This is a genomic window from Saccharopolyspora thermophila (assembly GCF_014646075.1).
GTDB classification, from domain to species: Bacteria; Actinomycetota; Actinomycetes; order Mycobacteriales; family Pseudonocardiaceae; genus Saccharopolyspora; species Saccharopolyspora thermophila.
In genome coordinates this window covers 220,038-246,318 of sequence record NZ_BMMT01000002.1, presented here as the reverse complement: position 1 = coordinate 246,318, position 26,281 = coordinate 220,038, and the positions used below count along the sequence as shown (strand labels likewise).

Genomic DNA, 26,281 nt, shown 5'->3' with positions numbered 1-26,281 from the left:
CTTTTCCCCTGTTGTCGTACTGCCGCTCACCTGACCTCCGGTTCCCCGCGGGTGGTGAGCTTCCACCACAGGGCCGCGCCGCCCCACACGGCGAGGAACAGCCCGAGTGTGAGGTAGCCGAGCAGCTCGAAGTGCTCGTCCAGCGCGGCGACACCATCCAGAATGGACACACCGTGCTCGGCCAGTAGTCCACTCAGGACGACGAACGCGACGACCGCGGCCAGGCCGACGGTCAGCGCGGTGGTGATGATGTTCACCCACAGCCGCCGGATCGGCCGGGCCAACGACCAGGTGTAGGCCCGCGACATCAGCATCCCGTCCACACTGTCCACTGTGCACATTCCGGCGGCGAACAGCAGCGGCAGGCTGAGCACCGCGATCGCCGACAGCCGCTCGGTCGGCGAGACCATGGCGAGCACGGTGATCTCGGTCGCGGTCTGCATGCCCAGCCCGAACAGCAGGCCGATGCCGAACAGGTGCCAGGACCGCCCCACCGCGCGCATCCGACCGCGCAGCAGGCGCGCGAGCAGCCCGCGCCGCCCCAGCACCAGTTCCACCTCGGCCTCGTCCACGGCGCACCGCCGGACCCGCCGCAACAGCCGCAGGGCGTCCCGCAACACCAGGGCGTTCAACACGGACAGGGTGCTCAGCACCGCGATGACCACCATGTCGACGACCGTGGCGACCTGCACCCCGGCCTGCTCGGCCCACTCCTGCGCCGCGGGCCCGGCGACGAGGGCGACCGCCAGGGCCAGGAACAGCACCACGCTGGCATGGCCCAGCGCGAACCACATGCCGGTCGACACCGGGCGGCGACCGCGCTGCATCAGCAGCCGCGTGGCGTCGTCGATCACCGCGACGTGATCCGCGTCGAATCCGTGGCGCAGGCCCAGCAGGTACGCCGTGGTGCCCGCGGCGGCGAGACCGCCCGCCACGCCGAACTCGTCCTGTTGCAGCAGGTAGGCGCCCCACCCCGCCAGGTGCAGCACGCCCACCGCGGCCAGCACGACCGCTGCTTTCCGGCGCTCCGCGGCGCCCCAGCCGGTCTGCGCCCGGCCTGCTTCGGCATCCCAAGACATGGGATCTCCGACCTCCTGGGTTCTCCCGCCCGAGGGGCTCGGTGTCCGCGCGCCGCGGCGCGGCGCGGGGCCGACGCGCAGTGTCCTGACTCCCGGATCGACGTGGTCACCCCTGCCTTCCAGCCTTTCGGCCGTGGCGTGCGGTGGGGGCCACTCCCCGGTCACAGTGGCGGGACCGTCCCGGACTCACACCGGGTTCCTGCCCTGTCGGCCGACGTATCCTCGCCTGCCCCGCAGTCCTTGGTCAAACCCGGTGAGTGTGATCACCAACCGGCGCGCGGCGGTCCGAACCGGTCACCCGAGACAACTCGGACGGGTGAAGTCGGCCCTTCCGCTGCCGCCGCGGCGCGGCGCATCCTGGGGCTAGGCCAGCCGGTACGGGAGGCGATCACCATGAACGAGACGCACACGATCACGCTGAACATGCAGGTCATGGAGGCGGGCGCGAAGACCACCGCGGACGTCGGCTTCACCACCCCGTCCGGTCAGCAGATGCACGGACACGGCACGGCGCGGCGCCACCCGGACGACCCCGAGGTACCGCAGATCGGCGACGAGATCGCGATCGCGCGCGCCCTGTTCGAACTGGCGCACAAGCTGCTGGACCACGCGGCGCGCGACATCGGCGAGCGCCTGCACCGCCGCGTGCACCTGCCCGCCTGAACGGGCCCGGTTCGGCCGCCGCGGAACCCGCCGCGGCGGCCGCTGGCGCTCCGCTTGGGGTACTCCGGCGGTTTTGTGCGCGCTCAGGCCGTCTCCGGGTAGAACGGGGTCGTCGGCGCGGACAACGCGCACGGGATCTCCATCGTCGCCCGGGTGGGTCCGCCTGGTGGGCTGCTGAGGTGCAGGGTTCCGCCAACGGTACCGAGGCGGCGCCGGATGCCCACCAGTCCGCTGCCCCGGGACTCGTCCGCGCCGCCTCCGCCGTCGTCGGTGACCACAATCTGTAGCGACCGCTGCCGGTGGCCGATCTCGACCCGGATGGTTTCGGCGGCGGCGTGCCTGATCGCGTTCGTGATCAGCTCGCGGGTGGCGACGTAGGCGGCGGCCTCCACCGCCGGCGGGCACCGGCCGGGCAGGTCGACGTCGACGTCGATGTCCACCACCATCTCCAGCGCCAGGGCGCGCACCGCGTCGGCCAGGCCGCGTCCGGTGGGCACGGGAGGCCGAATGTCGCGGACGAGATCGCGGAGCTTGGCGAGGGTGCGACGGGATTCGTCCTTGCCGAACCCGCAGGCGAAGACCAGAGACAGCGCCGCGACCGGCAGGTGCAGCGCCGCCAGCAGGGTCAGCGCCGCACCGCGCCACACGGTCACAGCGCGTCTCCACGCCCAACGTCTCATGCGTCCATTCTCACGAGTCCAGCCATCCTGGACACCGAAGGCAACTCACCGAGAAGGACGGGGAAACCCCACTTCCGCACGGAGCGCAAGGCAAAAACCCAACTATGGGCGAACTCGGAAACCCCGGGCGGGGGAACGCGCGAGTTCAGGCGAAATCGGGCGCGGCGCGGGGGCCGGACCGTCAGGCGGTGAACGCCTCCTGGATGCGTTTCCACGCCGCCCGCACGTGACGCTGTTCCGTCTGCGGCGAGCCGATCGCCACGCGCAGCAGCATCCGACCGTCCACCTTGGTGTGCGTCAGGTACAGCTCGCCGGACTCGTTGAGGGACTCCATGATCGCGAAAATCCGCTCGTCGGCCTCCTCGGTGGACAGCTCCGGGAAGCGCGGACGGAAGCAGACCAACGCGAACGGATGCGGTTCCAGCAGTTCGAAGCGCGGGTCGTCGCGGACCCACGAGGCGAACTCCTGCGCCAGCCCGATCGTGCCGCGGATGTGCTCGCGCAGCCCTTCCGCGCCGTACCAGCGCAGCACCGACCACAGCTTCAGCGAACGGAAGCGGCGGCCCAGCGGCACCTGCCAGTCGCGGTAGTCGATCACCTCGCCCGACGTCGTCGCCGGGTTGCGCAGGTACTCCGGCAGGATCGACAACGCGTCGATCATGGGCGCGCGGTCGGCCATCCACAGCACGCTGCAGTCGAAGTTGGTCAGCAGCCACTTGTGCGGGTTGGTGCAGTAGGAGTCGGCGAACTCGGCCACCCCGTCGTTGATCCACCGCAGCTCCGGGCACACCGCCGCGACGCCCGCGTACGCCGCGTCCACGTGCAGCCACACCCCCCTCGCCCGGCACACCTCGCCGATCGCGCGCACCGGGTCGATCGCCGTCGTCGACGTGGTGCCCACGGTCGCGCACACCATCGTCGGCACCGCCCCGGCGGCCAGGTCCTCGGCGATCAGCGCGGCGAGGTGCGCCGGGTCCATACCGAGGGTGGCTGGGTCGACGTCGACGACGCGGACGTTGTCCGCGCCCACCCCGACCATCCGGGCGGCCCGTTCCAGCGAGGAGTGGGTGTGCGCGGACACGTACAGGGTGTGGCGGCGGGTGATGCCCTCGCGCGCGACCCGGCCGCCGCTGGCCCGGTGCAACGCGGCCAGCGCGGCGACCAGAGCGGCGCTGGAGGCCGAGTCCTGGATGACACCCCCACCGGCGGCGTCGGTGCGGAAGTGCTCGGGCAGCCCCAGCAGTTCGGCGAGCCAGTCGACCACGACGGTCTCCAGCTCGGTGCAGGCCGGGCTGGTCGCCCACACCATGCCCTGCACGCCCAGGCCGCTGGAGAGCAGGTCACCGAGGATGGCCGGACCGGTGGCGTTGGCCGGGAAGTAGGCGAAGAAGTTCGGGTGCTGCCAGTGCGTCACCCCCGGCATCAGCACGGCGTCCAGGTCCCGCAGCACCTGCTCGAACGGCTCGCCGCGCTCCGGCGGGTGCGCGGGCAGCTGCGCCCGCACCTGCCCCGGCCGCACCTGCGACCGGACCGGATGTGACTCGATCCCGGCGTAGTAGTCCGCGATCCAGTCGACGACCTGCCTGCCGAACCGCCGGAACTCCTCCGGCGACATGTGCCCGCTCATCGAACCCAGCTTCCCACGCCCGCCACTCCCCGACCAACGACCCGCGGCTCTCGATCACGCCGCACCGCACCGTCAGGGCGTGAGTTCGATGGCGTCCGCCGGGCAGATCTCCACGCACTCGCCGCAGGACGTGCAGGATTCCCGGAGGACCCGGGGGCGGCCCGGGGCCGGGCGCAGCGCGTGTTGCGGGCAGGTCAGCAGGCAGGCACCGCAGGCCGTGCAGGCCGCCGAGATGGTCAGCGGGTCAGCGGGCATCCGGTGCCATCCAGCGGTAGCCGCGCGGGGTCACCATGCGCTGCCCGATCACCGCGGACTGCGAGGATCCGACGATGACCGTGGTGAACATGTCCACCTCCGCCGGGTCGAAGTCGCCGATCGGGGCGCACCACACGCGCTGGCCCGCGCGGCTGGCCTGGCGGACCGCGCCGACCGGGGTGGTCGCCGGGCGGTGCTCGGCCAGGATCTCCAGGGCCCGGCCCAGCTGCCAGTGCCGCTCCGCCGAACGCGGGTTGTAGAAACACACCACCAGGTCACTCTCGGCCGCCGCGCGGATGCGGCGTTCGATGACCGCCCACGGCGTGTGCAGGTCGGACAGGCTGATCAGGGCGTGGTCGTGGCCGAGCGGCGCGCCGAGCAGGGCCGCCGCGGCCAGTGCGGCGGTCACCCCTGGCACCCCGATGACCTCGATGTCCACGCCCGCCTTCTCCAGCGCCGGGCTCGCCATCGCGTACACCCCGGCGTCACCGGACCCGATCAACGCCACCGCGCGGCCCTGCCGAGCCAGGGCGATCGCCTCGGCGGCCCGCTCCTCCTCAGCCCCGAGCCCGGTGGCGCGCTCCTCCGTGCCCGGGCGCAGCAGGTGGCGCACCTGGTCGAGGTACTGGTCCAGGCCGACGACGACGGACGCGCGGCGCAGCTCTGCCTCGGCGCGCGGCGTGCGCAGGTCCGGGGCTCCGGGACCGATGCCGACGATCGCCAGCCTGCCCCGCGGCCGGATCCGGGCCGCCGCGACGGTCACGTTGTCGCCCTTGATCTTCGGCGCGACCAGCTCGACCGGCGCGCCGTGAGCCAGCTCGGCCGCCGCGTGCAGCGCCGACGCCTCGGCCACGCTGGGCGTGCCGACCTCGGCGCGCACCACCTCGCTCGGGTTCGGGACCGCCACCTCGGCGAGCACCTGCGCCGGGAACGTCAGCAGCGGCAGCTCGTCGCCCCCGGCGGAGTGCCAGAAGCCCAGGTCCTGCACGGCGTGCAGGATGCCTTCCTCGTCCGCCTTGAGATCGACGCTGGCGAACGCGCGGATCGCCCGCGGGTCCAGGCCGTGCTCGCTGTCCAGCCGGGCGAGCGTCTCGGTCACCGCGGTGCGCGACACGCCGCGCGCCGAACCGACGCCCACCACCAGGGTGCGCGGGATCAACCGCAGCACCCAGTCCTCGTCACGGGACTCGGGGCGCCGGTCGTCGATGACCACCGTCCACACCGGGTCCTCGACGTCCGGGCCGACGTTCGGCGGCAGCGCGGGCAGCGGGAAGCCGAGCGGGTTGACCAGGCGGACCGGCGCGCCATCGAGCACGGCCACGCCGCAGCCCGCCAGGTCACCGTCCACAGTGGCGTCGAGCAGGTCGACGAGCTCGTCCAGCGCGGTGGCGCCCGTGCTGTCGGAGGCGGTGGTGACCACCGGCGTGCAGCCGAGCAGGTCGGCGACCTGTTCGGCGAGCGCGTTCGCCCCACCGGCGTGGCCGCCGGTCAGCGCGACGGCGAAGCGCTGCGCCTCGTCGACGCACACCACGCCCGGGTCGGTGTGCTTGTCCCGCAGCAGCGGCGCGACCAGCCGCACGGTGGCGCCGCTGGCCAGGAAGAACACCGCCGCGTCGAGGTGGTCCCAGAGACGGCGGACGGCGGGGCCGATCGGGCCGTCGGCGACCACCGCGTCCGGTCCCAGCCGGGCGGCCAACTCGGCGGCCGCCCGCCGCCCCGCCGCGGTCACCGCGAACAGACCGATCACTGCTGCTCCTCGCTCGTTTTCAGCCGGGCACCGCGCCCGGAACCGTCCACAGTCGCCACGTTCGCCGAGGTCACCACGGCTTCTTGCGGCCCGAGATCAGCACCACCGGGTTGGCCGCCTCCAGGCGCGACGCGCCGTCCGGCAGTTCCGCGAGGCGGGCCGCCGTCAGCTGCACCCCCTCGACCTCGTAGCCCGCCGCGCGCAGCGCGTCGCGGGTCGGGCCGACGCGGTCCAGCGCCGCCAGCGCCACCACCACGCGCGACGCCCCGGCGTGCGCGCACGCCGTCACGACCTCGCTGCCGCCGCCACCGACGAAGATCGCGTCCGGTCGGGGCAGGTTGCGCAGCGCCTGCGGCGCCGCCCCCTCCTCCACCCGCACGTCCACGCCGTGGCTCGCCGCGTTCGTGATCAGCCGCACCACCTGGGCCTCGTCGGACTCCACCGCGATCGTCGCCGCGCCCAGCCGGGCGCACTCCACCGCGACCGAACCGGACCCGGCGCCCACATCCCACACCAGGGTGCCCGGCCGGGGCGCGAGCCTGGCCAGCGCCACCGCGCGCACCTCCGACTTGGTGATCATCCCGTCGCGGTGCGAGAACTCGTCCTCGGACAACGCCCAGCCGGTGGCCGGGGGCACCGGTTCCCCGCCGGCGATCCAGCCGCGCGGCGGCACGTCGTCGAGGTCGGCCAGGCACAGCACGATGTTCGGCTCGTACCAGCTGCGCTTGGCCGCCTCGGCCGGTTCCAGTGTCACCACCGACTCGTTCGGGCCGCCCAGATCCTCGGCGACCACCATGGTGCGCCGCCAGCCGACCAGCCCGGAACCGATCTGCGCGGGCCCGGCCTTCGGCGCGGTCAGCACCACCACGGCCGGTCGCGCCCGGCACACGTTGATCGCCCGCGTCAGGTCGCGGCCGTGCGCGCTGACCACCACGACGTCGTCCCAGGAGCGGCCGACGCGTGCCATCAGCTGCTGCACGCTCGACGTCGACGGCAGCACCGAGCAGCGGATACCGCGCTCGCGCAGCGCCCGCACCGCGCCGAAGAAACCGGGGTCGCCGGAGGCCAGCACGACGCCGTGCTCCTCGCCGGTCAGGGCGGACAACGCGTTCAGCGCCGGTTCCAGCGGCCCGAGTTCGAGCTTGCGCGCGTGCTCGGGCGCGTGCGCCTCGAGGTGCCGCCGACCGCCCACCACCAGCCGCGCCGACGCCAGCACCTCGGCGCTGCCCCTCGGCAGACCGCCACCGTCGACCCCGATCACCGTGACTGCCACGTCACCCACCTCGCCTCGGTGGCCGCCACCACGTGCTCGCCCTGGAAGTCCACCATCGCGACCCGGGCCGGCAACCGGCGGCCACATTCCTCGCTGAACCGCTCCAATACTGCTGCCACCAGCTCGCAGAGCCGGTGCGCACACGCCGGGAGCAGCCCGCTGCCCCGCCACACCTCGTAGGCGCGGCGGGCGGTGGCGGCCTGCTCGATCTCCGCGACCTGCGCGGGGTCCCCGCCGAACTCGGCGGTCAGCCGACCGAGCAGCGCGGTGTCCACCTTGGACCTCGTGTAGTGCGTCATCACCACGCCGGACGCCAGCTTCGTCAGCTTGCCGATCATGCCGACGAACACCACGCCGTCCAGCCCGTGCTCGACCGCGCGGCGCAGCGCCGCCCCGGTGAAGTCACCGACCTCGACGAACGCCACCTCGGGCTCGTCGGGCAGCAGCCGCATCGCGGCCTTCTCGGTGCGCCCGCCGGTGGACAGCACCGCGGTCCGGCCGCCCTGCGCGGCCAGCACCGAGATCGCCTGCTCGACACTGGAGCGCCACGACGCGGTGGAGAACGGGCGCACGATGCCCGTGGTGCCCAGGATGGAGATCCCGCCGTAGATGCCGAGCCGACGGTTGGTGGTCTTGTAGGCCATCTTCTCGCCGCCGGGCACGGTGATCGTGACGTCCGCGCCGCGGTCGCCGATCACCTCGCGCACCGCCGCGGTGATCATCTCGCGAGGCACCGGATTGATCGCCGGACCGCCGACCTCCAGCCCCAGGCCCGGCTTGGTCACCACCCCGACGCCCTCGCCGCCGTGCAGCACCACCTGGCCGTCCCCGCGGGCGGTGACCGTGACGGTCAGCCGCGCGCCGTGGGTGACGTCCGGGTCGTCGCCCGCGTCCTTGACCACGACCGCGGTCGCGGGGTCGGCGCTGCCCGAGTCGACCTGGAACCGCCGGTGGCGGCCGTCCGGGAACGGGATGTCCACCACCGCCGGGAGGTGCCCGGTGACCATCAGCTCCGCCGCGGCCTTGGCCGCCGCGGCGGAGCAGGCGCCGGTGGTGAAGCCGGTGCGCAGCGCCTTCGGCCGCACCTTCGCGGTGCGCGGCAGGTCTGGTTCCCGCAGCTGCGGGCCGTCGTCACTCGCCCTGCTCATCCTGCTTCGCCGGGGACTTGCGCTTCCTGGCCCTGGTGGCGGCGCTCTTGGCCGTGGTGGTCTTCGCGGTCGACGTCCTGGCCCGCTTCGCGGTGGTCGTCTTCGCCGCGGCCGCAGACTTGGTGGTCCGCTTCGCGGGAGTGGCCTTCGCGGTCGCCCGGGTGGTCGAGGTGCGTGCCGCCGAGGTCCGCCGTGTGGTCGCCGCATCGGAGCGAGCGGAACTCCCACCCGATTCGACCGGGTGAGCGTCCTGTTCACCCGGGGCTGCAGCCGGTTCCGCCTGAGCGGAACTTTCGCCTGCCTCAGCGCTGCGCGTGTCCGGAACGCCGGGGGCTTCGGGGACAGTGGGACTTTCGGCCGGGTGAGCGGGGCGCTCAGCGGGAACCGCTGGTGCCGCGACGGCCTCGTCGGTGAACAGCGGGGACTGCGCCGCGTCGACGCGCCGGGCCGGGGTCGAGCGGCTGGTTGTCACCCGCGCCGCGCCGCGCGCCGACTCCTGCCAGTCGCGCACCGCCCACCACGCCACATCGGACTCGCGGACCCGGGCCGGTTCACCGGCGTCGGGCTCGCCGCGGGTGGTGCTCTCCCGGCGGCGGGCCGTGCCCGACCGCTCCCGCAGGGCGCGCCGCGCGGCCGGGTCGGCGCGGCGGTAGGTGTGGAAGTGCCCGGCGTGGTAGAGGCGTGAGCGGGTACCGCTGCTGGTGAGGCTTCTGCCGACGATGAACAGCGTGTGCCGCCACAGCTTGTGCTGCTTGACGGTCTTCTCCAGCTCGGCGAGCGTGGTGCGCAGCAGCAGTTCGTCGGGCCAGGTCACCTTGTAGGCCACCAGCACCGGGGTGTCCTCGGGGTAGCCCCCGGCGCGCAGCTCCTCGACGAGCTGGCCGGTGCGCGCCGCGGAGAGGAACAGCGCCATCGTGGTGCCGTGTTTGGCGAACTCGCGCACCTTCTCGCCTTCGGGCATCGGCGTCTTGCCGCCCTCCAGGCGGGTCAGCACCAGCGACTGGGCGACCTCCGGCACGGTCAGCTCCCGCCCGATGGCCGCCGCGGCGGCGGAGAACGCCGGGACGCCGGGCACGATCTCCACCTCGAGGTTCATCCGGGCGCACGCGTCGTACTGCTCCTGGACCGCGCCCCACAGCGACGGGTCGCCGGAGTGCACGCGGGCGACCTTGAGCTTGTCGCGCTCGGCGCGGCGGTAGATCTCCAGGGCCTGCTCGTGGGTGAGACGGGAGGAGTCGACCAGTTCGGCGTCGGCGCGCGCGTGCTCCCGGATGCATTCCGGGGTGACCAGGCTCGCCGCCCACACCACGATGTCGGCCTCGGCGATGCGCCTGGCACCGCGGACCGTGATCAGGTCGGCCGCGCCGGGCCCAGCGCCGATGAACGAGATCCGGCCAGTCACCATTGTTCTCCTCTTCCGCCTCGGGGTGGAAGTACTACCACAGTGGACAGGTACGGCGCATCGTCCACTTCGGACACTTCGGACAGCGGCAGCACCCGCGCGTCCGGCGTGCCCAGGTGTTCGGCGTACACCGCGCGTTCCAGGGCACCGCTTTCCGCGATCGCGGCGCGCAGCTCGCCGAGCCGCCGGCCGCCTTTGTAGGCCACGACCGTACCGCGTGCCCGCAGCGCCTCCCGCAGGGCGGTCACGTCTCGCATCACGGGAACCACGGTCAGTGACTCGGCGCCCTCGGTGAGCGCCACCCCGGCCTGCGCCGCGGTGGCCTGCATCGCGGTGATCCCGGGCACCGCGGCCAGCTCGACCTCGGGCAGGAGCTCGGCGACCGAGGCGGCCAGGTAGCTGAACGTGGAGTACACCGTGGGATCCCCGAGCGTGGCGAAGACCACGCTGCCGCCGCGCTCGCGCAACCGCTGCGCGACGGTCTCGGCGGCGGCGTCCCAGTGCCGGTGCCGCCGCTCCTGCGGACCGTCGACCGGGTCGGCGAGGGCGAACACCAACCGCTGCACCCGGGCGTCGTCGCCGAGGTGCGCCCGCACCACGGCCTCCGCGCGGCCCTGCTCGTCGGCCGCGAGGACCGGGACGAAAACCGTGCCCGCGGCGCGGATCTCGCGCAGCGCGGCCAGGGTCAGCAGTTCGGGGTCGCCGGGGCCGACCCCGACTCCGACGAGTCTCATCGCGCGCACCTCGCCACGAATCGTTCGACCGCACCGGGTTGCCCGGCGGGATGGGTGTGCAGGTAGGAGGCGTGCACGCCGCCCTGGACGAACCCCTCCCGGGCACCGCGCCAGAACCAGGCCGGCGGCCCGCCGCTGCCGGGTTCCAGTTCGGTGCGGTGGAATTCGTGCCCGCTGACCCGGGTTCCCTCGGCGAACAGCGGGGAATCAGCGGCCGCGACGGCGTCCCGGTAGCCGAGAACCAACCGCGGCGACATCCGCGCCCGCGCGGGCAGCACACCGCACAGCGGGGTACCGTCCAGTTCCTCCGCCAGGTACAGCAGTCCGCCGCACTCGGCCTGGATTGGCGCGCCGGTTGCGGCCAGGGCGCGGATCTCCGCGCGCAGCCGGGTGTTCGCCGAGAGCTCAGCGGCGTGCTGCTCGGGGAAACCGCCGGGCAGCACGAGACCGGCGGTGCCCGCGGGGAGCTTTTCGTCGCGCAGCGGGTCCAGCACTTCGACCTCGGCGCCTGCCGCGCGCAGCAGTTCCTCGTGTTCGGCGTAGCCGAAGGTGAACGCCGGGCCGCCCGCCACCGCGATCAGCGGTCGTCCGCGTGGTGCGACCTCGTCGGCCGGGTTCCAGGTCGGCCCGTCCAGCGGCGGCGCGGAGCGGGCCAACGCCACCACCACGTCCAGGTCCACCCCGGCGGCGACGACGTCGCCCATCGCCTCGACGGCACGGGTCGCGGCGCTGCCGTGCTCGGCGGCGGTGACCAGGCCGAGGTGCCGGGAGGGCACGGCGAGGTCGTCGGTGCGGGGGATGGCGCCCAGCACCGGCAGTCCCGCGTCGTCCGCGGCCTCGCGCAGCACCTGCTCGTGCCGCGACGACCCGACCTGGTTGAGGATCACCCCGGCCACCCGGATCGCCGGCCGGTAGCTGCGGAAGCCGTGCAGCAGGGCCGCCAGGCCGTGGCTCTGGCCGCGGACGTCCACGACCAGCACGACCGGCGCGTCGAGCAGCTGCGCGACGTGCGCGGTGGAGCCGGGGGCGAGCTCGCCGCCGGCTCCGATGCGGCCGTCGAACAGTCCCATCACGCCTTCCACCACCGACAGGTCCGCCCCCGCCGAGCCGTAGCGGAACAGCGGGGCGATGCGCTTCTCGCCGACCAGCACCGGGTCGAGGTTGCGCGCGGCACGTCCGGCGGCGAGCCGGTGGTAGCCGGGGTCGATGTAGTCCGGGCCGACCTTGAACGGCGCCACGCGGGTGCCGCGCCGCCGCAGCGCGGCCAGCAGCCCGGTCGCCACGGTCGTCTTGCCCTGCCCGGACGCGGGCGCCGCCACCACGACCCGCGCGGAGGAACCGGTCACCACTCGATGCCCTTCTGGCCCTTCTGCCCGGCGTCCATCGGGTGCTTGACCTTGGTGGTCTCCATGACCAGATCGGCGGCGTCGACCAGCGCCTGCGGCGCGTGGCGGCCGGTGATCACCACGTGCTGGTACCCGGGGCGGTCGCGCAGCGCGGAGACCACCTCGTCGACGTCAACCCAGCCCCAGTGCAGCGGGTAGGTGAACTCGTCGAGGACGTAGAGGCGGTGGCGCTGCTCGCGGAGACGCCGGGCGATCTCGCGCCAGCCCTCCAGCGCGGCGGCGGCGTGGTCCTCCTCGGTGCCCTTCTTGCGGGCCCACGACCAGCCCTCGCCCATCTTGTGCCACTCGACGGGCCCGCCCTCGCCGGTCTCCTCGTGCACCCGGCCCAGCGCGCGGAACGCGGCCTCCTCGCCGACCCGCCACTTGGCGGACTTGACGAACTGGAACACCCCGATGGACCAGCCCTGGTTCCAGCCGCGCAGCGCGAGCCCGAAGGCGGCGGTCGACTTGCCCTTCATCTCCCCGGTGTGCACCACGATGAGAGGACGGTTCCGCCGCTGGCGGGTGGTCAGCCCGTCAGCGGGCACGGTCGAAGGCTGTCCCTGAGGCATGCCCCGACCCTAACGGACCCACCACGGCCGCCCGGTCACTGAGAGCGGAAGGATCCAATGCACGGAAATGCCCGATTCCGCTGCGCCGCACGGCGATTTCCCGGGGCGCGGAAGGTTGCGCGCCCGTGATCGACACCACCCCGGTGAGGAACGGCCGCGATAAGCGAGATTCCTCCTCATTCGCCGAGATGCGCGAAGCCGACCCGGGAGGCAGTGCTCCCATTCCCGCATTCCGCGGCTCGGAGCGCCCCGCTCGGCGGAATTGCTCCGCGGCGGCGAATCACCACCCGGGAGATCGACCAGAGTGGTCACCTTCACGGCGCTGCCCGGGAGCGGCTCGGCGAACATGGACGGGCGTCCCATCGGAGCCCCGGATGGGGCGTGACCGCGCGGCAGGCACGCTGCTTGCGCGCCGCGGCGGCCGCAGCGCGCCACCGCCACGAGGTCCGGGAACCTCGGCGCTGGAACCGAACCCGGACATTCCGGTCGGCGAAATACGCCCAAACGCGAAGATCGCACAGTGGATGCCCCCATTCGGTGGGATCGTTGCCGAACCGATCCAGTGCGTCCGCCGGAATTCTTGCGGCGAGAAAAGGATTTCTCGAAAAAAGCGCAACAAAGAGCGCCCCGCGCTCAACCGGCCTGGGGGTCACCGGGAGCGCGGGGGCGCCTTGAAAGTCCACCCCTGGGGGTCAGGTGGACGGCAGCTACCGTACCAATTCTGCGTCCGAGTCCAAAGGGAGAACGCAGAATCTCGTAATCAAAACGAGATCAAGCGGCCCGATCGGCATCGCGCGCCGCACGGACCACACCCGCCACGTTGTCCGCGGAAAGCTCCTCCAGCCGCAGGCACGGAGCCCCCAGCGCGGCGGCCAGCTGCCCGGGCAGCCCCAGCCGCACCGGCCCGCTCTCGCAGTCGACCACGACGGAGGCGGCCCCCTCGGCGGCGAGCAGACCGGCCGATCGCAGCGCGTCGTCGACCGCGCGCCGGGACCGCGGCCCGGGCAGTTCCGGATTCACCGGAACGGTGGCTTTTCCGTCGGTCAACACCACGACCAGGGCACGGCGTTGCGGGTCTCGCAGCCGTTCGACCCGCACCACCTTCCGCACCCGCAGCAGGCCGTCGGCCAGCGGCGTGCGGCCGCCGGTGCGCAGCCGCCGCATCCTCGCCGCCGCGATGTCCACAGAGGACGTCGGCGGCAGCACCAGTTCCGCGCCATCGCCGCGGAAGCTGACCACGCCGACCTTGTCCCGCCGCTGGTAGGCGTCGCGCAGCAGCGACAGCACCGCCCCGCTGACCGCGGACATCCGCTCCCGGGCGGCCATCGAACCGGAGGCGTCGACCGCGAACAGCACCAGGTTGCCCTCACGCCCCTCGCGCACCGCGCGCCGCAGGTCATCGCGCCGGAGCACCAGCCCCGGGCCGCTGCGCCCGCGCGCGACCTGGTGCGGGGCGGCCGCGGCGAGCGTGGCCGCGAGGTGCACCCCACTTCCCTCCACAGTGGACGACCGAACGCTCCGGCCGCTGCGCGACCGGGCCCGCGAGCGCCGCCCCGGCGCACCCTCCCCGAGCCCCGGGACCTCCAGCAACCGCGCCCGGAACGCCGGCGTCGGCTCCCCCGACGGCCGGTCGGCGGGCGCCCGACCGGACTCCTCGCTGTGCTCCTCGCCGCCCCCGCCGCTGGGCTCGGTCGGCTCCTCCGGCGGCTGCCCGCCGCCGGGGCCGTCGTCGGGGCCATCCGGCGGCTCGTCGCCGTCGTCGGCCTGCTCCGCGGCCTCGGACAGCGCCTGCTGCAGCTGGTCCTCAGCGATGCCGGGTTCGTCGAACGGGTCGCGGCGCCGCCGGTGCGGCAACGCCAGCCGGGCTGCCGCTGCCACGTCCTGCTCGGCGACCGTCGTGGCACCGCGCCAGGCCGCGTGCGCGACCGCGGTGCGCGCCAGCACCAGGTCCGCCCGCATGCCGTCGACGTCGAAAGCCGCGCACAGCGCGGAGATGCGGCGCAGTTCCGCGTCCGGCAGCACGACCTCGGCGACGCGGTCGCGCGCGGCGGCGATCCGCGCGGCCAGCTCGGCGTCCGCCTCCGCCCACTGCGCGGCGAAACCCACCGGGTCGGCCTCGAAGGCCAGGCGCCGCCGCACGACCTCGGTGCGCGTGGCGACCTCCCGCGACGCCGCGACGTGCACGGTCAACCCGAACCTGTCGAGCAGCTGCGGGCGCAGCTCGCCCTCCTCCGGGTTCATGGTGCCCACCAGCAGGAACGACGCCGCGTGCGAGACCGAGACACCGTCGCGCTCCACGTGCGCGCGGCCCATCGCTGCAGCGTCCAGCAGCAGGTCCACGAGGTGGTCGTGCAGCAGGTTCACCTCGTCGACGTAGAGCACCCCGCGGTGGGCGGCGGCGAGCAGGCCCGGCTGGAAGGCACGGACCCCTTCGGTGAGCGCGCGCTCCAGGTCCAGCGAGCCGACCAACCGGTCCTCGGTGGCGCCCACCGGCAGTTCCACGAGGCGGGCCGGGCGTTGCACCACGGCACCGTCGTGCGGCCCGTCCGGGCACTGCGGGTCGGGGGCGCCCGGGTCGCAGCCGAAGCGGCAGTCCGCCACCACGTCCAGCGACGGCAGCAGCGAGGCCAGCGCCCGCACCACGGTCGACTTCGCGGTGCCCTTCTCGCCCCGCACCAGCACCCCGCCGATGCGCGGGTGCACGGCGTTGAGCAGCAGGGCGAGCCGGAGGTCGTCGTGGCCGACCACGGCGGAGAAGGGGAAGCGCGGGGAAGCGGTCATGCGTGACGTTCCTTCCTCGGGGTTCGGACGCCCCGGTGGCGGGACCAAGGGGCGGCAGTGTCCTGACTCCCGGATCGCCGCGTCCCTCCGGCCTTCCCAGGTCGTCCCCCGGTGGCTCGCGCGGGAGGTCCACTCCCCGGTCACAGTGGCGCCGACCGTGCCGGACTCGCACCGGCTTCCTGGCGCACCCCTTGCGTGCGGATCACGTGCATCGTCGCAGAACGGGATCAGCGAACCAACCGACCACCATCACGACGAGATCCGCACCACGTGTTCGGGAAGGACACGGGGACGTGCGACCGCACCAGACCGTCAGGCAAGCGGCCGCTTTCGCCGGCAACGACGACGAGACCCTACGGCAGAGGTGTCGGCACGCGGCGCGAGCCGGTCGACCCGCCCTCGACAACGACTGCGGCTATCTGGAGATCCGGGGTTCGCGGCGCATGTTGACGTGGGGGATGCCGTCCTCCAGGTACTCGTCGCCAACCTCCTGGAAACCGAAGGAGCGGTAGAACTCCTTGGCGTAGGTCTGCGCGGCGAGCACCACGGGCGAGTGCTGGGCCTCGGCGACGGCAGCATTCATCAGCTTGCGCGCCAGGCCCAGGCCGCGCGCCGCCTTGGCGGTGCAGACCCGGCCGATCCGGTAGGTGCCGTCGGGGTCCTCCAGCAGCCGGAGGTAGCCCAGCACGTGGCCGTCGGCGGAGTCGATCCAGAAGTGCCGGGTGGTCGGTTCGAGGTCGCGACCGTCCAGCTCGGGGTAGGGACACTCCTGCTCGACGACGAACACGTCGACGCGTAGGCGCAGCATCCGGTAGAAGTCGCCGGCGTCGAGGTCCGCGGTGTAGGCGCGGTGGACGGCGGCCGCGAGCGGCTGGAGGGTCACCCTTACCTGGATAGCACAGCACGGTCGCGGCAACCCCATCCAGCAGCGGGGAAGTAGCCGACGCCACGCAGCGGCGGCCCGCTACCGCAGCTGCTGGTCCAGCTCGTCGGCGTAGTTGGCCAGCCGGGTGTACACGCCGGGCGTGTTGGGCCGCCCGCAGCCCGTGCCGTAGGAAACCACACCGATCAGCCGCCCGTCAGCGACCATCGGGCCGCCGGAGTCCCCGGCGCAGGCGTCCCGGCCGCCTTCCGGGATGCCGGCGCAGTACATGCTGTGCGCGTCGAAGTTCGGGTAGGCGGTGCGGCAGGTCTCGTCGCCGACCACCGGCACGTCCACCGACCGCAGGGTGTCCGACGGCGGGCCGGATTCGCTGGTGCGGCCCCAGCCGTAGACGCGACCGACCACGCCCGGCCGGTACGGCGCGGTTTCCCCGCGCCCCACCAGGGGAAGCGGTGGTTGCGGCAGCGGCGCGCGCAGCGTGAGGACCGCCAGGTCGTCACCGCTGGTGTAACCGCGGTAGGCCGGGTGCACCCAGATCCGCTCCACCTCGCTGACCACGCCCTGCTGGGTGCGCAGGTCGGTCCGGCCGGCGATGGCGCGCAGCTCCTCGGGCTGCCGCATCGCGCCGTCGAGCAGGTTGGTCGCGCAGTGCGCGGCGGTGACGACCTTGATCGGGGTGACCAGCGTGCCGCCGCAGAACTGGCGGCCGTGCTCATCGGTCAGCGCCACCACCCACGGGGCCTCGTCGGTCGTGGCCGGCGAACCGTCGAGCACCCGCGCCTCGGGCCATTCGGCCGCGCTGGCCACCCAGGGGTGCACTCCGGCCAGCACGGTCGCCGCGCCGCCGATCGCGAGCCGCCGCAGCGTGCCGCCGCGAGTCGCTCCGGTCTTCCTGCCACGCCCCAACGTCGCCTCCACCGGTCGCCGATCTTGCCGACCGCACACCGTAGCCACGCCGACACCGGAACATCACGAGGCGCAACTCACACGATGGCGGGAAAATCTCTCGTTAAAATGGACATCAGCGGGAAATCTTACGGATCAGGTGGTGTTCAGCCGCTTCTCATCCTTCTCGATCCGGAGCGGCCCCGAAGCGCGCATCGCGACGGTTCCGCGTATTCCGCCTGAACAGGTGACAGATCCACCCCCGATCCAGTGATCACCACTGCCCCGAAGGAGGAACACGCCCGTGCTGCTGGACCTGACCCCGTTGCCCGCCTTCCTGCTTGCCAGCGCGGTGGTGGTCCTCACCCCCGGCGTGGACGCCTTCCTGTTGCTGCGCACCTCGCTGACCGCGGGGCGGCGGGCGGGACTCCTCGCGCTCGCCGGCATCCACACCGCCAGCGTGATCCAGGTGGCGCTGGTGATCTCCGGGCTGGGCGCGCTGATCACCAGCCACCCGGCGGTGCTGTCGGTGCTGAAGTGGATCGGCGCGGCCTACCTGGTGTACCTGGCCGCGACGATCCTGCGCGGACTCTGGCTGGCCAGGCGGGAATCCGGCGCGCTCACCGCGCCGCCCGCGGATCCGGCCAGCCCCTACCTGCGCGGCCTGCTCAGTAACCTCACCAACCCGAAGATGCTGCTGTTCAGCCTGGCCTTCCTCCCGCAGTTCGTCGGTGCCGCGGCGCAACCCGCCCTCCAGCTCGTGCTGCTGGGCGCGGTGTTCCTGCTGCTGGCCGCCGCATGGGAGCTCACCATCGTGCTCGGCGCCGCGCGTATCACCGACCGCCTCCGGCACCCCCGCGTCGCCAGGTCGCTGGACGTGGTCAGCGCCGCGGCGTTCGTGACCATCTCGGTCGGACTGGTGGCGGGCTGACACCGAGGCGCAGGTCCGCCGCCCGGCCATCACCAGCGGTGGGGCCGTGAGGGCGGACAACAGGCTGCTGGGCCTGCCCTGCCCGAGCACATGCGTCCACTGTGGAGACCGCGCGCCAGCCACACCGCCACGCGCAACGACCCCACGTTCTCCGAGCGACGGTGCGGCCGGGGCGCGCGTGGCGCCGCGGCCGCACCGATCCACCTCAGGCGCCCAGCTGCGCCTGGACGTCATCGTGGTAGGTCGCCACGCGGGTGTAGATGCCCGGCGCGTTCGGCCGCGCGCACCCGTTTCCCGTGGAGACGATCCCGGCCAGCTTGCCGTCCACCACCAGCGGTCCGCCTGAGTCGCCCTGGCAGCTGTCCACGCCGCCCTGCGGCAGCCCAGCGCAGACCATGGCGTCCGCCCGGTACTGCGGATACGCCCGCTGGCAGTCCTGGTCGCTGACCAGTGGCACCTCCGCCTTCTGCAGGTTCTCCGACGCCTGGCCGCCTTCGGCGGTCGCGCCCCAGCCGAGCACCGTACTGTTCTTGCCCGGTTGGTAGAGCTGCTCATCGGCCTTCGAGGCGACCTCGAGCGGTTGCTGCTGGAGCTCCTGGTCGAGCGTGAGCACCGCGATGTCCGAGCCGCTGTTGGCGTTGTGGTAGCCGGGATGCACCCAGATCCGTGTCACCTTCGCGACCGTGCCGTCGTTGCTCTGCTTGCTCTCGCGCCCAGCGATCACCTGCACGCCCTCCGGCTCCTCACCGGAGACGCAGTGGGCCGCGGTGACGATCTTGTTCGCCTTCGCGATCGTGCCACCGCAGAACTGGTTGCCCTGCAGGTCCGTGAGGTACACGACCCACGGGAACTCGGTGATCTTCGCGGCCTGACCGCCCACGATGGGCGGCACCTTCGCCGAAAGCCAGTCCGGTTGGCTCGCGTGCGCCGTCGCCGCCAGCAACCCCGACGACAGCGCCGCCGCCGCAAGCATCCCGACCAACGACCGCCATCCACGCCGTGTTCCAGCCATCGTTGCCTCCTCCCCCGGGGCACCCGGCACGCCTTGCGAGCGCCAGTTGCCACGTCCGGCTCAACTCGAGTGTCCATGAGAAAGAGGGCGGAAACCCGTTTTCGGATACAGGCGGACCACACGCAGCCACACGAATGGGTGGAAGATTCCCCCGGATTACCACCCGTTCGGAGGAGTGAAGTGTCCTAAGGAGACAGACAGGTCAGTCCTCCAGCTCCCCCTCCAGCTCGAGGTACACCGAACGCAGTTCGTCGAGCGTCGAGGGGTCCGGTTCGGCCCACAGACCGCGGTCCGCCGCCTCCAGCAGCCGCTCCGCCATGCCGCGCAGCGCCCACGGGTTCGACTGCCGCAGGAACTGCTGGACCTGCTCGTCGAACACGTAGGACTCGGCCAGCTTCGCGTACATCCAGTCGTCCACCACCCCGGCCGTCGCGTCGAAGCCGAACAGGTAGTCCACTGTGGCCGCCAGTTCGAACGCGCCCTTGTACCCGTGGCGCTGCATGGCCGAGATCCACTTCGGGTTCACCACGCGGGCCCGGAAGACCCGCTTGGTCTCCTCCCCCAGGGTGCGCGTCCGCACCGCGTGCGGCACGGCCGAATCCCCCACGTACGCCGCCGGGTTCCGCCCGGACAGCGCCCGCACCATGGCCACCATGCCGCCGTGGTACTGGAAGTAGTCGTCGGAGTCGGCGATGTCGTGCTCGCGGGTGTCGACGTTCTTGGCCGCCACCTGGATGCGCCGGAACGCCGTCTCCATGTCGGTGCGCGCCTCGCGGCCGTCCAGGCCGCGGCCGTAGGCGTACCCGCCCCACGTCGCGTAGACCTCGGCGAGGTCGGCATCGCTGCGCCAGTTCCGGGCGTCGATCAGCGGCAACAGCCCCGCGCCGTAGGCCCCCGGCTTGGAACCGAAGACACGGGTCGAGGCGCGCCTGCTGTCGCCATGTTCACGCAGGTCGGCCCGGTAGTGGGCGGCGACGAAATTGTCCTCGTCCGGCTCGTCGAGCTCGGCGACGGTGCGCACCGCGTCGTCGACCAGCGCCACCACGTGCGGGAAGGCGTCCCGGAAGAAGCCGGAGATGCGCACCACCACGTCGATGCGCGGGCGGCCCAGCTCGCCCAGCGGCACGACCTCGAAGCCGGTGACCCGGCGCGAGGCGTCGTCCCACACCGGGCGGCAGCCCAGCAGCCACAGGATCTCGCCGATGTCGTCGCCCTGGGTGCGCATCGCCGAGGTCCCCCACACGGTCAGACCGACCGAGCGCGGGTACGCGCCGGTGTCCTCGCGGTGCCGCGCCAGCAGCGACTCGGCCAGCGCGGAGCCGACGTCGAAGGCGTTGCGGGACGGGATCGCCTTGGGGTCCACGGAGTAGAAGTTGCGGCCGGTGGGCAGCACCGAGATCAGCCCGCGGGTCGGCGACCCGGACGGCCCGGCGGGGACGAAACCGCCGTCGAGGGCGTGCAGGACGTGCTCGACCTCGTCGGTGGTGCGCGCCAGCCGGGGCACGACCTCGGTGCACGCGAAGCGCAGCACCCGCACCACGGAGTCCCCCGGTTCGCCGAGCACGTCCGCGACGACCGCCACGGCCCGGTCGACCTGCCACTCGGCGTCGGCGAGCGCCACGACCAGCCTGCGGGCGACGGCTTCCAGCAGATCCACGGCGTCGGAGGCGGACACGGCCGGGCCCTCGACGAGCCGCGTCAGCGCCCGCGGAACGGCGACCCGGGCTCCGGGCTCGGCCAACAGCGCCTGCTCATCGAGTCCGAAGTGGACGGCCAGTGCGGCGCGCAGACCCGGCAGCGCGCCGACGGTGCCGCCGAAGACCTGGCGCGCCCGCAGGATCGCCAGCACGTCGTTGACCAGCTCCTCGTCCCGCGGGGCCCGCCCCAGCACGTGCAGGCCGTCGCGGATCTGCACGTCCTTGATCTCGCACAGGTAGCCGTCGATGTGCATCACGAAATCGTCGAAGGACTCCGCGTCCGGCTGTTCCTCCTGGTGCAGGTCGTGGTGCAGCTGCGCGGAGGTGACCAGCTCCCAGATCTGGTTGCGCAGCGTGGGTTTCTTGTCCGGGTCGAGGTCGCTGACGACGGCGTACTCGTCGAGCAGCTGCTCCAGCCTGGCGATGTCGCCGTAGCTGTCCGCGCGCGCCATCGGCGGGATCATGTGGTCGACCACCACCGCGTGTCCGCGGCGCTTGGCCTGGGTCCCCTCGCCCGGATCGTTGACGATGAACGGGTAGACCAGCGGCAGATCCCCCAGCACCGCGTCGGGCGCGCAGTCGGCGGCCAGCCCCAGGCCCTTGCCCGGCAACCACTCCAGCGTGCCGTGCTTGCCCAGGTGGACCACCGCGTGCGCGCCGAAGTCCTCGGCCAGCCACCGGTACGCGGCCAGGTACTGGTGCGACGGCGGCAGATCGGGGTCATGGTAGATGGCGATCGGGTTCTCGCCGAAGCCGCGCGGCGGCTGGATCATCAGCACCACGTTGCCGAAGCGCAGCGCCGCGACGTAGACCGAGCCCTCGTCGTCGACGTAGAGGCTGCCCGGTGGGGCGCCCCAGTGCTCGGTCATCGCCTCACGTAACGGCTCCGGCAGCGCGTCGAACCACTCGCGGTAGCGCGGCGCCGGGATGCTGATCACCGCCTGCGCCATCTGGTCCTCGGTCAGCCACTCCACGTCGTGGCCACCGGCGGCGATCAGCCGGTGGATCAGCGTGTCGCCGTCCAGCTGAGACACGTCCAGGCTGCCGAGGTCGTAGCCCGCGGCCGCCAGCGCGCGCAGCAGCACCACCGCCGAGGCCGGGGTGTCCAGGCCGACGGCGTTGCCCACCCGGGAGTGCTTCGTCGGATACGACGACAGCACGATGCCGAGCTTCTTGTCCTTGTTGTCGACGTGGCGCAGCCGGGCCAGCGACACCGCAATCCCCGCCACCCGGCGGGCGCGCTCCGGGTCCGCGACGTACACCGGGATGCCGTCCGGGCCGGTCTCCTTGAACGAGAACGGCACGCCGATCAGGCGCCCGTCGAACTCCGGCACCGCCACCTGCATCGCGGCGTCCATCGGCGACAGCGCGGCATCGCTGTCCGCCCACGCCGCGCGGCTGGTGGTCAGGCACAAACCCTGCAGCACGGGGATGTCCAGCTCCGCCAGCGCGCCCGCGTCCCAGGAGTCCTCGTCACCGCCCGCGCTGGCGTCCGCAGCCACCGCACCGCCGGCCGCCAGCACGGTCGCGACCAGCGCGTCGCACCCGCTGAGCAGCTCGCGCAGGCCCGCGACGTCCGAGAGGCCGCGCAGCGAACCGCAGAACACCGGAACGGCGTTGGCCCCGGCGGCCTCGACCGCATCGGCGAGGGAGTCGACGAAGGCGGTGTTGCCCGCCAGCGCGTGCGCGCGGTAGAAGACGATGCCGACCGTGGGCCGCGACGGGTCGTGCGGCCGGGAACCATGGCGGCCGAACTCCGGGGTCTTCTCCGGCTCGGCGAAGCCCTCCCCGGTGAGAAGCACCGTGTCGGACAGGAACCGGGCCAGCTGCGCCAGGTTCCGTGGCCCGCCCTCCACCAGGTAGGCCAGCGCCTGCGTGGCGACCCCGGCGGGCACCGTGGACAGGGCCATCAGCTCGGCGTCCGGGGTGGCCTCACCACCCAGCGCGACGGTGGGGACGCCCGAGGCGAGCACCGCGTCCAGCCCCTCCTCCCAGGCCCGCCGACCGCCCAGCAGCCGGACCACCACCAGGTCCACGCCGGTAAGCAGGTCCGGCACCTCCTCGGCGGCGACGCGGGCGGGGTTGGCGACCCGGTAGCCGGCGTCGGCGGCGCGCGCGGCCAGCAGGTCGGTGTCCGCAGTGGACAGCAGCAGGATCCGGGTGCCGGTGTGGGCAGGCTCGCTCACGGGTGGTCCTCTCTCGGGGTGCGCGCCCCGGGTCGGTCACGGCGGCCGGAGTGTCCTGGCTCCCGGATCACCGCAGGTCCCCGCCTTCCCGCCCGCTCGGGCCGTGGCGCGTTGGGGGCTGCTCCCCGGTCACAGTGGCGCGACCGCCCCGGACTCGCACCGGGTTCCTCCGCGTCACCGCCGTCTGGCTCGCGCCATCCTAACGACAGATCAACCCGCCACCCCCGGGCGATGACCAGGCTCACCCGGCGTGATCCACCGGCCGGCGGCAAGGACGAGACGCACCGGGCCGAGCCGTCGCTGCGGGCGGTGGGGGCCGGCACCTCCACGGCGTCGATGCCCAGGTCCCAGGCCCGCATGGCGAGTTCGACGGTGCGCTGCGGGTCCATGCCGCGCAGGATCGCCATGACCGGGCCGGTGAACAGCTCGTCGGGAGAAACCCACCATCACCGATTTCTGCCGAAGCGCAGGCAGCGCCACTGCTGGTCGTCGCAGCCGAGCCAGCCCGCCACCGCGTCGCGGTCCGGCAAGGGCATGTGGTCCTCGGTGCTGAGCAGGCTGTGCGCGGCCAGGATGTGCCCGAGGCGCAGGCAACGGACGCGGTCCTCGCCGCGCAGCAGACCCGAAAGGTATCCGGCGGCGAAGGCGTCGCCCGCTCCCACGGGCTCGACCACGGCCACCTCCGGTGCGGGCACCGCCACGGTGTCCGCACCGAGGGCGTAGGCGGCGTTGGCCCCGTCCTTGACCACCACGGTGTCCGGCCGGTCCAGCATTTTCCGCACGCCATCAGGGGTTTCCACGCCCCACAGAGTGGCCGCCTCGTCCAGCCCGACGAAGACCACGTCGGCGAACTGGGCGAGCTCGCGCAGCCGCGGCGCGGCCTCCGCGACCGGCCACAGGGCGGGCCGGTAGTTGACGTCGAAGGTGACGCGGCAGCGGCGGGGGCGGGTCAGCAGGTGGCGGATCAGCCGGTCGCAGCCGTCGGACAGCGCCGGGGTGATGCCGCTGACGTGCAGCAGCCGCGGCGCGTCGAGCTGCTCGTCGGTGAGGAAGTTTTCGTCCATCGTGGACGCCGCGGACCCGGATCGGTAGTAATACACCGCGGTTCCGGCCGGGCCGGGGTCCTTGAAATAGACGCCGGTCGGGGCGTCGGCGCACACCTCGACCAGCCCGGTGTCGACTCCGGCCGCGGCGAGGGAGGCGACCATGCGGCGGCCGAGCGGGTCGTCGCCGACGCGGCTGGCCCAGCCGACCCGGTGGCCCAGCGCGGCCAGGTGGACGGCCACGTTGGACTCCGCGCCACCGGCGGAGAGGGTGAACGCCGGGGCCTGCTCCAGGGGCACCGGCGCGGCCGGGGCGACCAGCGACATCGTCTCCCCCAGACACAGCACTTCCAAGCCGCTGCTCGGCTCCGCCACGTCCGCCTCCTCGCCTCGCCGTCGCCGCAGAGCCTAACCGGATTGCGCTGCGAAATACACCATTCTGTTGCACGATGTGCAATAAGCGTTGCGGTGTTCACCACGTCCACCCGGCGTGCGCTGACTGGCCGGGAGCCCGGCGACCTCTAGGCTGGGTCACGCGGTGATCAGTCACCGCACGCCTGCCCTTCAGGAAGAGAGGATGCTCGATGAGCTTGGAGCGCCCGATCGATCCGGACCCGTACTCGCTGCTACCCGCGGTCCCGGCGTTCACGGTCACCTCCGACGACGTGGCCGACGGCCAGCCGATGCCGCAGGCGCACGCCTTCGACGGCATGGGCGCCGACGGCCAGAACCGCTCGCCGCACCTGCGCTGGGAGGGCTTCCCGGAAACCACCAAGAGCTTCGTGGTGACCTGCTTCGACCCGGACGCGCCGATCCCCGGCGGCTTCTGGCACTGGGTGCTGGTCGACGTGCCCGCCGACGTCACCGAACTGCCCACCGACGCGGGCAACCGCGACGGCAGCGGCATCCCGGCCGGTTCCTTCCACGTGGGCAACGACTTCGGCGAGCGGGCCTTCGGCGGCGCCGCCCCGCCGCCCGGTGACCGGCCGCACCGCTACTACTTCGCGGTGCACGCGGTGGACACCGAGAAGCTCGGCGTGGATGAGAAGGCCACCCCCGCGGTGGTGAGCTTCAACCTGGCGTTCCACACCGTGGCCCGGGCCGTGATCACCCCGACCTACCAGCGCTGACGTCCCGCGCGAGAAGCGCCCCGCCCGCATCAGGGCCGGGGCGCTTCGCCGTTCCGGGCGAGCATCCCCTGATCGAGATGTATCCAGATTGGCCCTTCGCACCTCTTGATGAGCGGGAGGTTTTCCGCCGACGACGAGAGGGGTTCGCATGAGCGCGTTGCCCGGCTGCTACGCCGCGCTGGTCGCCACCGGCCTGGCCGCGCTGCTGTTCGCGTCCTTCGTCGCCGCGGAGCACCGCCGCCACGGCGAATTCCGCCTGGGCACGGCGGTGCTGCGCTTCGTGGTGCTGCTCTACGCGCTCGGTCTGGCGGCCTACGTACTGTTCCCGTCGACGGCCGAGTGCCTTGCGCCGCAGTGGATTCCGCTCACAGCGCTGACCAGCGGGGCCATGCTGGCGCAGTTCGCCTGCAACATCGCGCTGTTCGTCCCGCTGGGCGCGCTCGTGCGGCGCGGGGTCGCGGCGGCCGTGATGGTCGGGGCCGGGGTGTCGGCGGTGATCGAGCTGACGCAACTCACCGGAACCTGGTTCGTCCACCCGTGCCCGCACCGGGTCTTCGACATCGACGACATCATCGCCAACACCATCGGCGCCGCGCTGGGCGGCCTGCTCGCCCCGCGGTTGCGGCACCTGCCCACCGGCGGCAGCGGCCGTCCCGCCAGCGAACCCAGACCGGTCACGGCAACACGACGACTGCTGGGCATGTGCTGCGACGCACTGCTGCTGTGGTGGCTCGGCCTGTGCTGCGCCCGCCTCGCCGAGGTGGTACTGCACCTCACCCGCACCGAACCGACCCGCTGGTGGCAGGCGACAGCACTGTGGTTCGCCCCGGCCGCCCTGCTGCTGCTCGCGACGGTCACCGCGCGCGGTACCTCGCCGGGGCAACACGCCGTGCTGCTGCGGGCGCGCGCCCCGAACCGCCGCCCCGTCCCGGCGGCCTTCGTCCGCTGGGCGGTTGGCTGCGGCGGGTTGGCGATCGGGCAGGGAGCGCTCGAGGTCACGACGGGGCACCCGAGCATCGCGGTGGCGCTGCTGTGGTGCGCCGCGCACGCCTGGGGCGTGACCAGCGGCCGAGATCACCGGGGAATCACCGGCCGCGCCGCCGGGTTGGACACGATCGACGCCCGACAAAGCCAGCGCGCACCGACCACGGCGCGCTCGACCTGAGGC

Annotated in this window: 21 protein-coding genes and 3 riboswitches; of the genes, 4 read left to right on the top strand and 17 right to left on the bottom strand. The window is 73.0% G+C overall.

Features of this window, described 5'->3' with window-relative positions:
• Positions 1 to 26: 26 nt before the first annotated feature.
• On the bottom strand, positions 27 to 1,079 hold the full coding sequence (locus IEY17_RS04555) for a HoxN/HupN/NixA family nickel/cobalt transporter (RefSeq protein WP_188985766.1): 1,053 nt from the start codon (positions 1,077 to 1,079) through the stop codon (positions 27 to 29).
• 78 nt (positions 1,080 to 1,157) lie between these two features.
• Positions 1,158 to 1,281: riboswitch (cobalamin riboswitch) on the bottom strand.
• 191 nt (positions 1,282 to 1,472) lie between these two features.
• On the opposite strand from IEY17_RS04555, the gene IEY17_RS04550 reads away from it, so the two are divergent.
• Positions 1,473 to 1,742, top strand: coding sequence for a DUF1876 domain-containing protein (locus IEY17_RS04550; RefSeq protein WP_188985764.1), 270 nt, complete (start codon positions 1,473 to 1,475; stop codon positions 1,740 to 1,742).
• Positions 1,743 to 1,825: 83 nt separating this feature from the next.
• On the opposite strand, the gene IEY17_RS04545 is transcribed toward IEY17_RS04550, so the two are convergent.
• The 13 genes from IEY17_RS04545 to IEY17_RS04480 form a co-directional block, all read right to left on the bottom strand.
• A complete protein-coding gene (locus IEY17_RS04545; protein WP_188985762.1) occupies positions 1,826 to 2,395 on the bottom strand; it encodes a sensor histidine kinase in 570 nt (189 codons plus the stop codon).
• A gap of 208 nt (positions 2,396 to 2,603) precedes the next feature.
• Positions 2,604 to 4,037 carry a pyridoxal-dependent decarboxylase gene (locus IEY17_RS04540; RefSeq protein WP_188986278.1) on the bottom strand — a complete coding sequence of 478 codons (1,434 nt, stop codon included), beginning with the start codon at positions 4,035 to 4,037 and terminating at the stop codon, positions 2,604 to 2,606.
• A gap of 84 nt (positions 4,038 to 4,121) precedes the next feature.
• Positions 4,122 to 4,304: a DUF362 domain-containing protein gene (locus IEY17_RS04535; protein ID WP_188985760.1), complete on the bottom strand. Its 183-nt coding sequence runs from the start codon at positions 4,302 to 4,304 to the stop codon at positions 4,122 to 4,124.
• Positions 4,294 to 6,051, bottom strand: coding sequence for a precorrin-3B C(17)-methyltransferase (gene cobJ, locus IEY17_RS04530; protein ID WP_188985758.1), 1,758 nt, complete (start codon positions 6,049 to 6,051; stop codon positions 4,294 to 4,296). The genes IEY17_RS04535 and cobJ overlap by 11 nt, the downstream gene beginning before the upstream one ends.
• 70 nt (positions 6,052 to 6,121) lie before the next feature.
• Entirely contained in the window at positions 6,122 to 7,324 is a 1,203-nt protein-coding gene (cbiE, locus tag IEY17_RS04525) for a precorrin-6y C5,15-methyltransferase (decarboxylating) subunit CbiE (RefSeq protein ID WP_188985756.1), read from the bottom strand.
• Positions 7,309 to 8,472, bottom strand: a complete 1,164-nt coding sequence (locus tag IEY17_RS04520; RefSeq protein WP_188985754.1) for a cobalt-precorrin-5B (C(1))-methyltransferase — start codon at positions 8,470 to 8,472, stop codon at positions 7,309 to 7,311. Before IEY17_RS04520 ends, cbiE begins: the two co-directional genes overlap by 16 nt.
• Positions 8,456 to 9,877, bottom strand: coding sequence for a precorrin-4 C(11)-methyltransferase (gene cobM, locus IEY17_RS04510; RefSeq protein ID WP_229679839.1), 1,422 nt, complete (start codon positions 9,875 to 9,877; stop codon positions 8,456 to 8,458). Before cobM ends, IEY17_RS04520 begins: the two co-directional genes overlap by 17 nt.
• On the bottom strand, positions 9,871 to 10,608 hold the full coding sequence (gene cobI, locus IEY17_RS04505) for a precorrin-2 C(20)-methyltransferase (protein WP_188985750.1): 738 nt from the start codon (positions 10,606 to 10,608) through the stop codon (positions 9,871 to 9,873). Before cobI ends, cobM begins: the two co-directional genes overlap by 7 nt.
• Positions 10,605 to 11,957, bottom strand: coding sequence for a cobyrinic acid a,c-diamide synthase CobB (locus tag IEY17_RS04500; RefSeq protein ID WP_188985748.1), 1,353 nt, complete (start codon positions 11,955 to 11,957; stop codon positions 10,605 to 10,607). Before IEY17_RS04500 ends, cobI begins: the two co-directional genes overlap by 4 nt.
• Positions 11,951 to 12,565: a cob(I)yrinic acid a,c-diamide adenosyltransferase gene (gene cobO, locus IEY17_RS04495; protein WP_188985745.1), complete on the bottom strand. Its 615-nt coding sequence runs from the start codon at positions 12,563 to 12,565 to the stop codon at positions 11,951 to 11,953. The genes IEY17_RS04500 and cobO overlap by 7 nt, the downstream gene beginning before the upstream one ends.
• 771 nt (positions 12,566 to 13,336) lie before the next feature.
• Entirely contained in the window at positions 13,337 to 15,346 is a 2,010-nt protein-coding gene (locus IEY17_RS04490) for a putative cobaltochelatase (protein ID WP_188985743.1), read from the bottom strand.
• Positions 15,347 to 15,401: 55 nt separating this feature from the next.
• A riboswitch (cobalamin riboswitch) is annotated at positions 15,402 to 15,528 on the bottom strand.
• A 233-nt stretch (positions 15,529 to 15,761) separates the two neighbouring features.
• Positions 15,762 to 16,229 (bottom strand): GNAT family N-acetyltransferase, encoded by a 468-nt coding sequence (locus tag IEY17_RS04485; protein WP_229679838.1) that lies wholly within the window; start codon positions 16,227 to 16,229, stop codon positions 15,762 to 15,764.
• An 81-nt stretch (positions 16,230 to 16,310) separates the two neighbouring features.
• Positions 16,311 to 17,135 (bottom strand): S1 family peptidase, encoded by an 825-nt coding sequence (locus IEY17_RS04480; RefSeq protein WP_188985739.1) that lies wholly within the window; start codon positions 17,133 to 17,135, stop codon positions 16,311 to 16,313.
• A 283-nt stretch (positions 17,136 to 17,418) separates the two neighbouring features.
• On the opposite strand from IEY17_RS04480, the gene IEY17_RS04475 reads away from it, so the two are divergent.
• Entirely contained in the window at positions 17,419 to 18,045 is a 627-nt protein-coding gene (locus tag IEY17_RS04475) for a LysE family translocator (RefSeq protein WP_188985737.1), read from the top strand.
• Positions 18,046 to 18,250: 205 nt separating this feature from the next.
• On the opposite strand, the gene IEY17_RS04470 is transcribed toward IEY17_RS04475, so the two are convergent.
• The 3 genes from IEY17_RS04470 to IEY17_RS04460 form a co-directional block, all read right to left on the bottom strand.
• On the bottom strand, positions 18,251 to 19,057 hold the full coding sequence (locus IEY17_RS04470; protein ID WP_188985735.1) for a S1 family peptidase: 807 nt from the start codon (positions 19,055 to 19,057) through the stop codon (positions 18,251 to 18,253).
• A 202-nt stretch (positions 19,058 to 19,259) separates the two neighbouring features.
• The gene (cobN, locus tag IEY17_RS04465) at positions 19,260 to 22,940 is read right to left on the bottom strand and encodes a cobaltochelatase subunit CobN (protein WP_188985733.1); all 3,681 of its coding nucleotides are present in this window, start codon (positions 22,938 to 22,940) and stop codon (positions 19,260 to 19,262) included.
• Between the two features lie 49 nt (positions 22,941 to 22,989).
• Positions 22,990 to 23,109: riboswitch (cobalamin riboswitch) on the bottom strand.
• 277 nt (positions 23,110 to 23,386) lie between these two features.
• The gene (locus IEY17_RS04460; protein WP_188985731.1) at positions 23,387 to 24,358 is read right to left on the bottom strand and encodes a sugar kinase; all 972 of its coding nucleotides are present in this window, start codon (positions 24,356 to 24,358) and stop codon (positions 23,387 to 23,389) included.
• Between the two features lie 209 nt (positions 24,359 to 24,567).
• On the opposite strand from IEY17_RS04460, the gene IEY17_RS04455 reads away from it, so the two are divergent.
• Positions 24,568 to 25,113: a YbhB/YbcL family Raf kinase inhibitor-like protein gene (locus IEY17_RS04455; RefSeq protein WP_188985729.1), complete on the top strand. Its 546-nt coding sequence runs from the start codon at positions 24,568 to 24,570 to the stop codon at positions 25,111 to 25,113.
• A gap of 148 nt (positions 25,114 to 25,261) precedes the next feature.
• Positions 25,262 to 26,278 (top strand): VanZ family protein, encoded by a 1,017-nt coding sequence (locus tag IEY17_RS04450; protein ID WP_188985727.1) that lies wholly within the window; start codon positions 25,262 to 25,264, stop codon positions 26,276 to 26,278.
• The last annotated feature ends 3 nt before the right edge of the window (positions 26,279 to 26,281 follow it).

What these genes read in the sequence shown, in the direction of transcription:
- IEY17_RS04555 (WP_188985766.1), bottom strand. Translation starts at nt 1,079, where the DNA reads ATGTCTTGGGATGCCGAAGCAGGCCGGGCGCAGACCGGCTGGGGCGCC.
- IEY17_RS04550 (WP_188985764.1), top strand. Translation starts at nt 1,473, where the DNA reads ATGAACGAGACGCACACGATCACGCTGAACATGCAGGTCATGGAGGCG.
- IEY17_RS04540 (WP_188986278.1), bottom strand. Translation starts at nt 4,037, where the DNA reads ATGTCGCCGGAGGAGTTCCGGCGGTTCGGCAGGCAGGTCGTCGACTGG.
- IEY17_RS04535 (WP_188985760.1), bottom strand. Translation starts at nt 4,304, where the DNA reads ATGCCCGCTGACCCGCTGACCATCTCGGCGGCCTGCACGGCCTGCGGT.
- IEY17_RS04520 (WP_188985754.1), bottom strand. Translation starts at nt 8,472, where the DNA reads ATGAGCAGGGCGAGTGACGACGGCCCGCAGCTGCGGGAACCAGACCTG.
- cobM (WP_229679839.1), bottom strand. Translation starts at nt 9,877, where the DNA reads ATGGTGACTGGCCGGATCTCGTTCATCGGCGCTGGGCCCGGCGCGGCC.
- cobI (WP_188985750.1), bottom strand. Translation starts at nt 10,608, where the DNA reads ATGAGACTCGTCGGAGTCGGGGTCGGCCCCGGCGACCCCGAACTGCTG.
- cobO (WP_188985745.1), bottom strand. Translation starts at nt 12,565, where the DNA reads ATGCCTCAGGGACAGCCTTCGACCGTGCCCGCTGACGGGCTGACCACC.
- IEY17_RS04490 (WP_188985743.1), bottom strand. Translation starts at nt 15,346, where the DNA reads ATGACCGCTTCCCCGCGCTTCCCCTTCTCCGCCGTGGTCGGCCACGAC.
- IEY17_RS04470 (WP_188985735.1), bottom strand. Translation starts at nt 19,057, where the DNA reads ATGGCTGGAACACGGCGTGGATGGCGGTCGTTGGTCGGGATGCTTGCG.
- IEY17_RS04455 (WP_188985729.1), top strand. Translation starts at nt 24,568, where the DNA reads ATGAGCTTGGAGCGCCCGATCGATCCGGACCCGTACTCGCTGCTACCC.
- IEY17_RS04450 (WP_188985727.1), top strand. Translation starts at nt 25,262, where the DNA reads ATGAGCGCGTTGCCCGGCTGCTACGCCGCGCTGGTCGCCACCGGCCTG.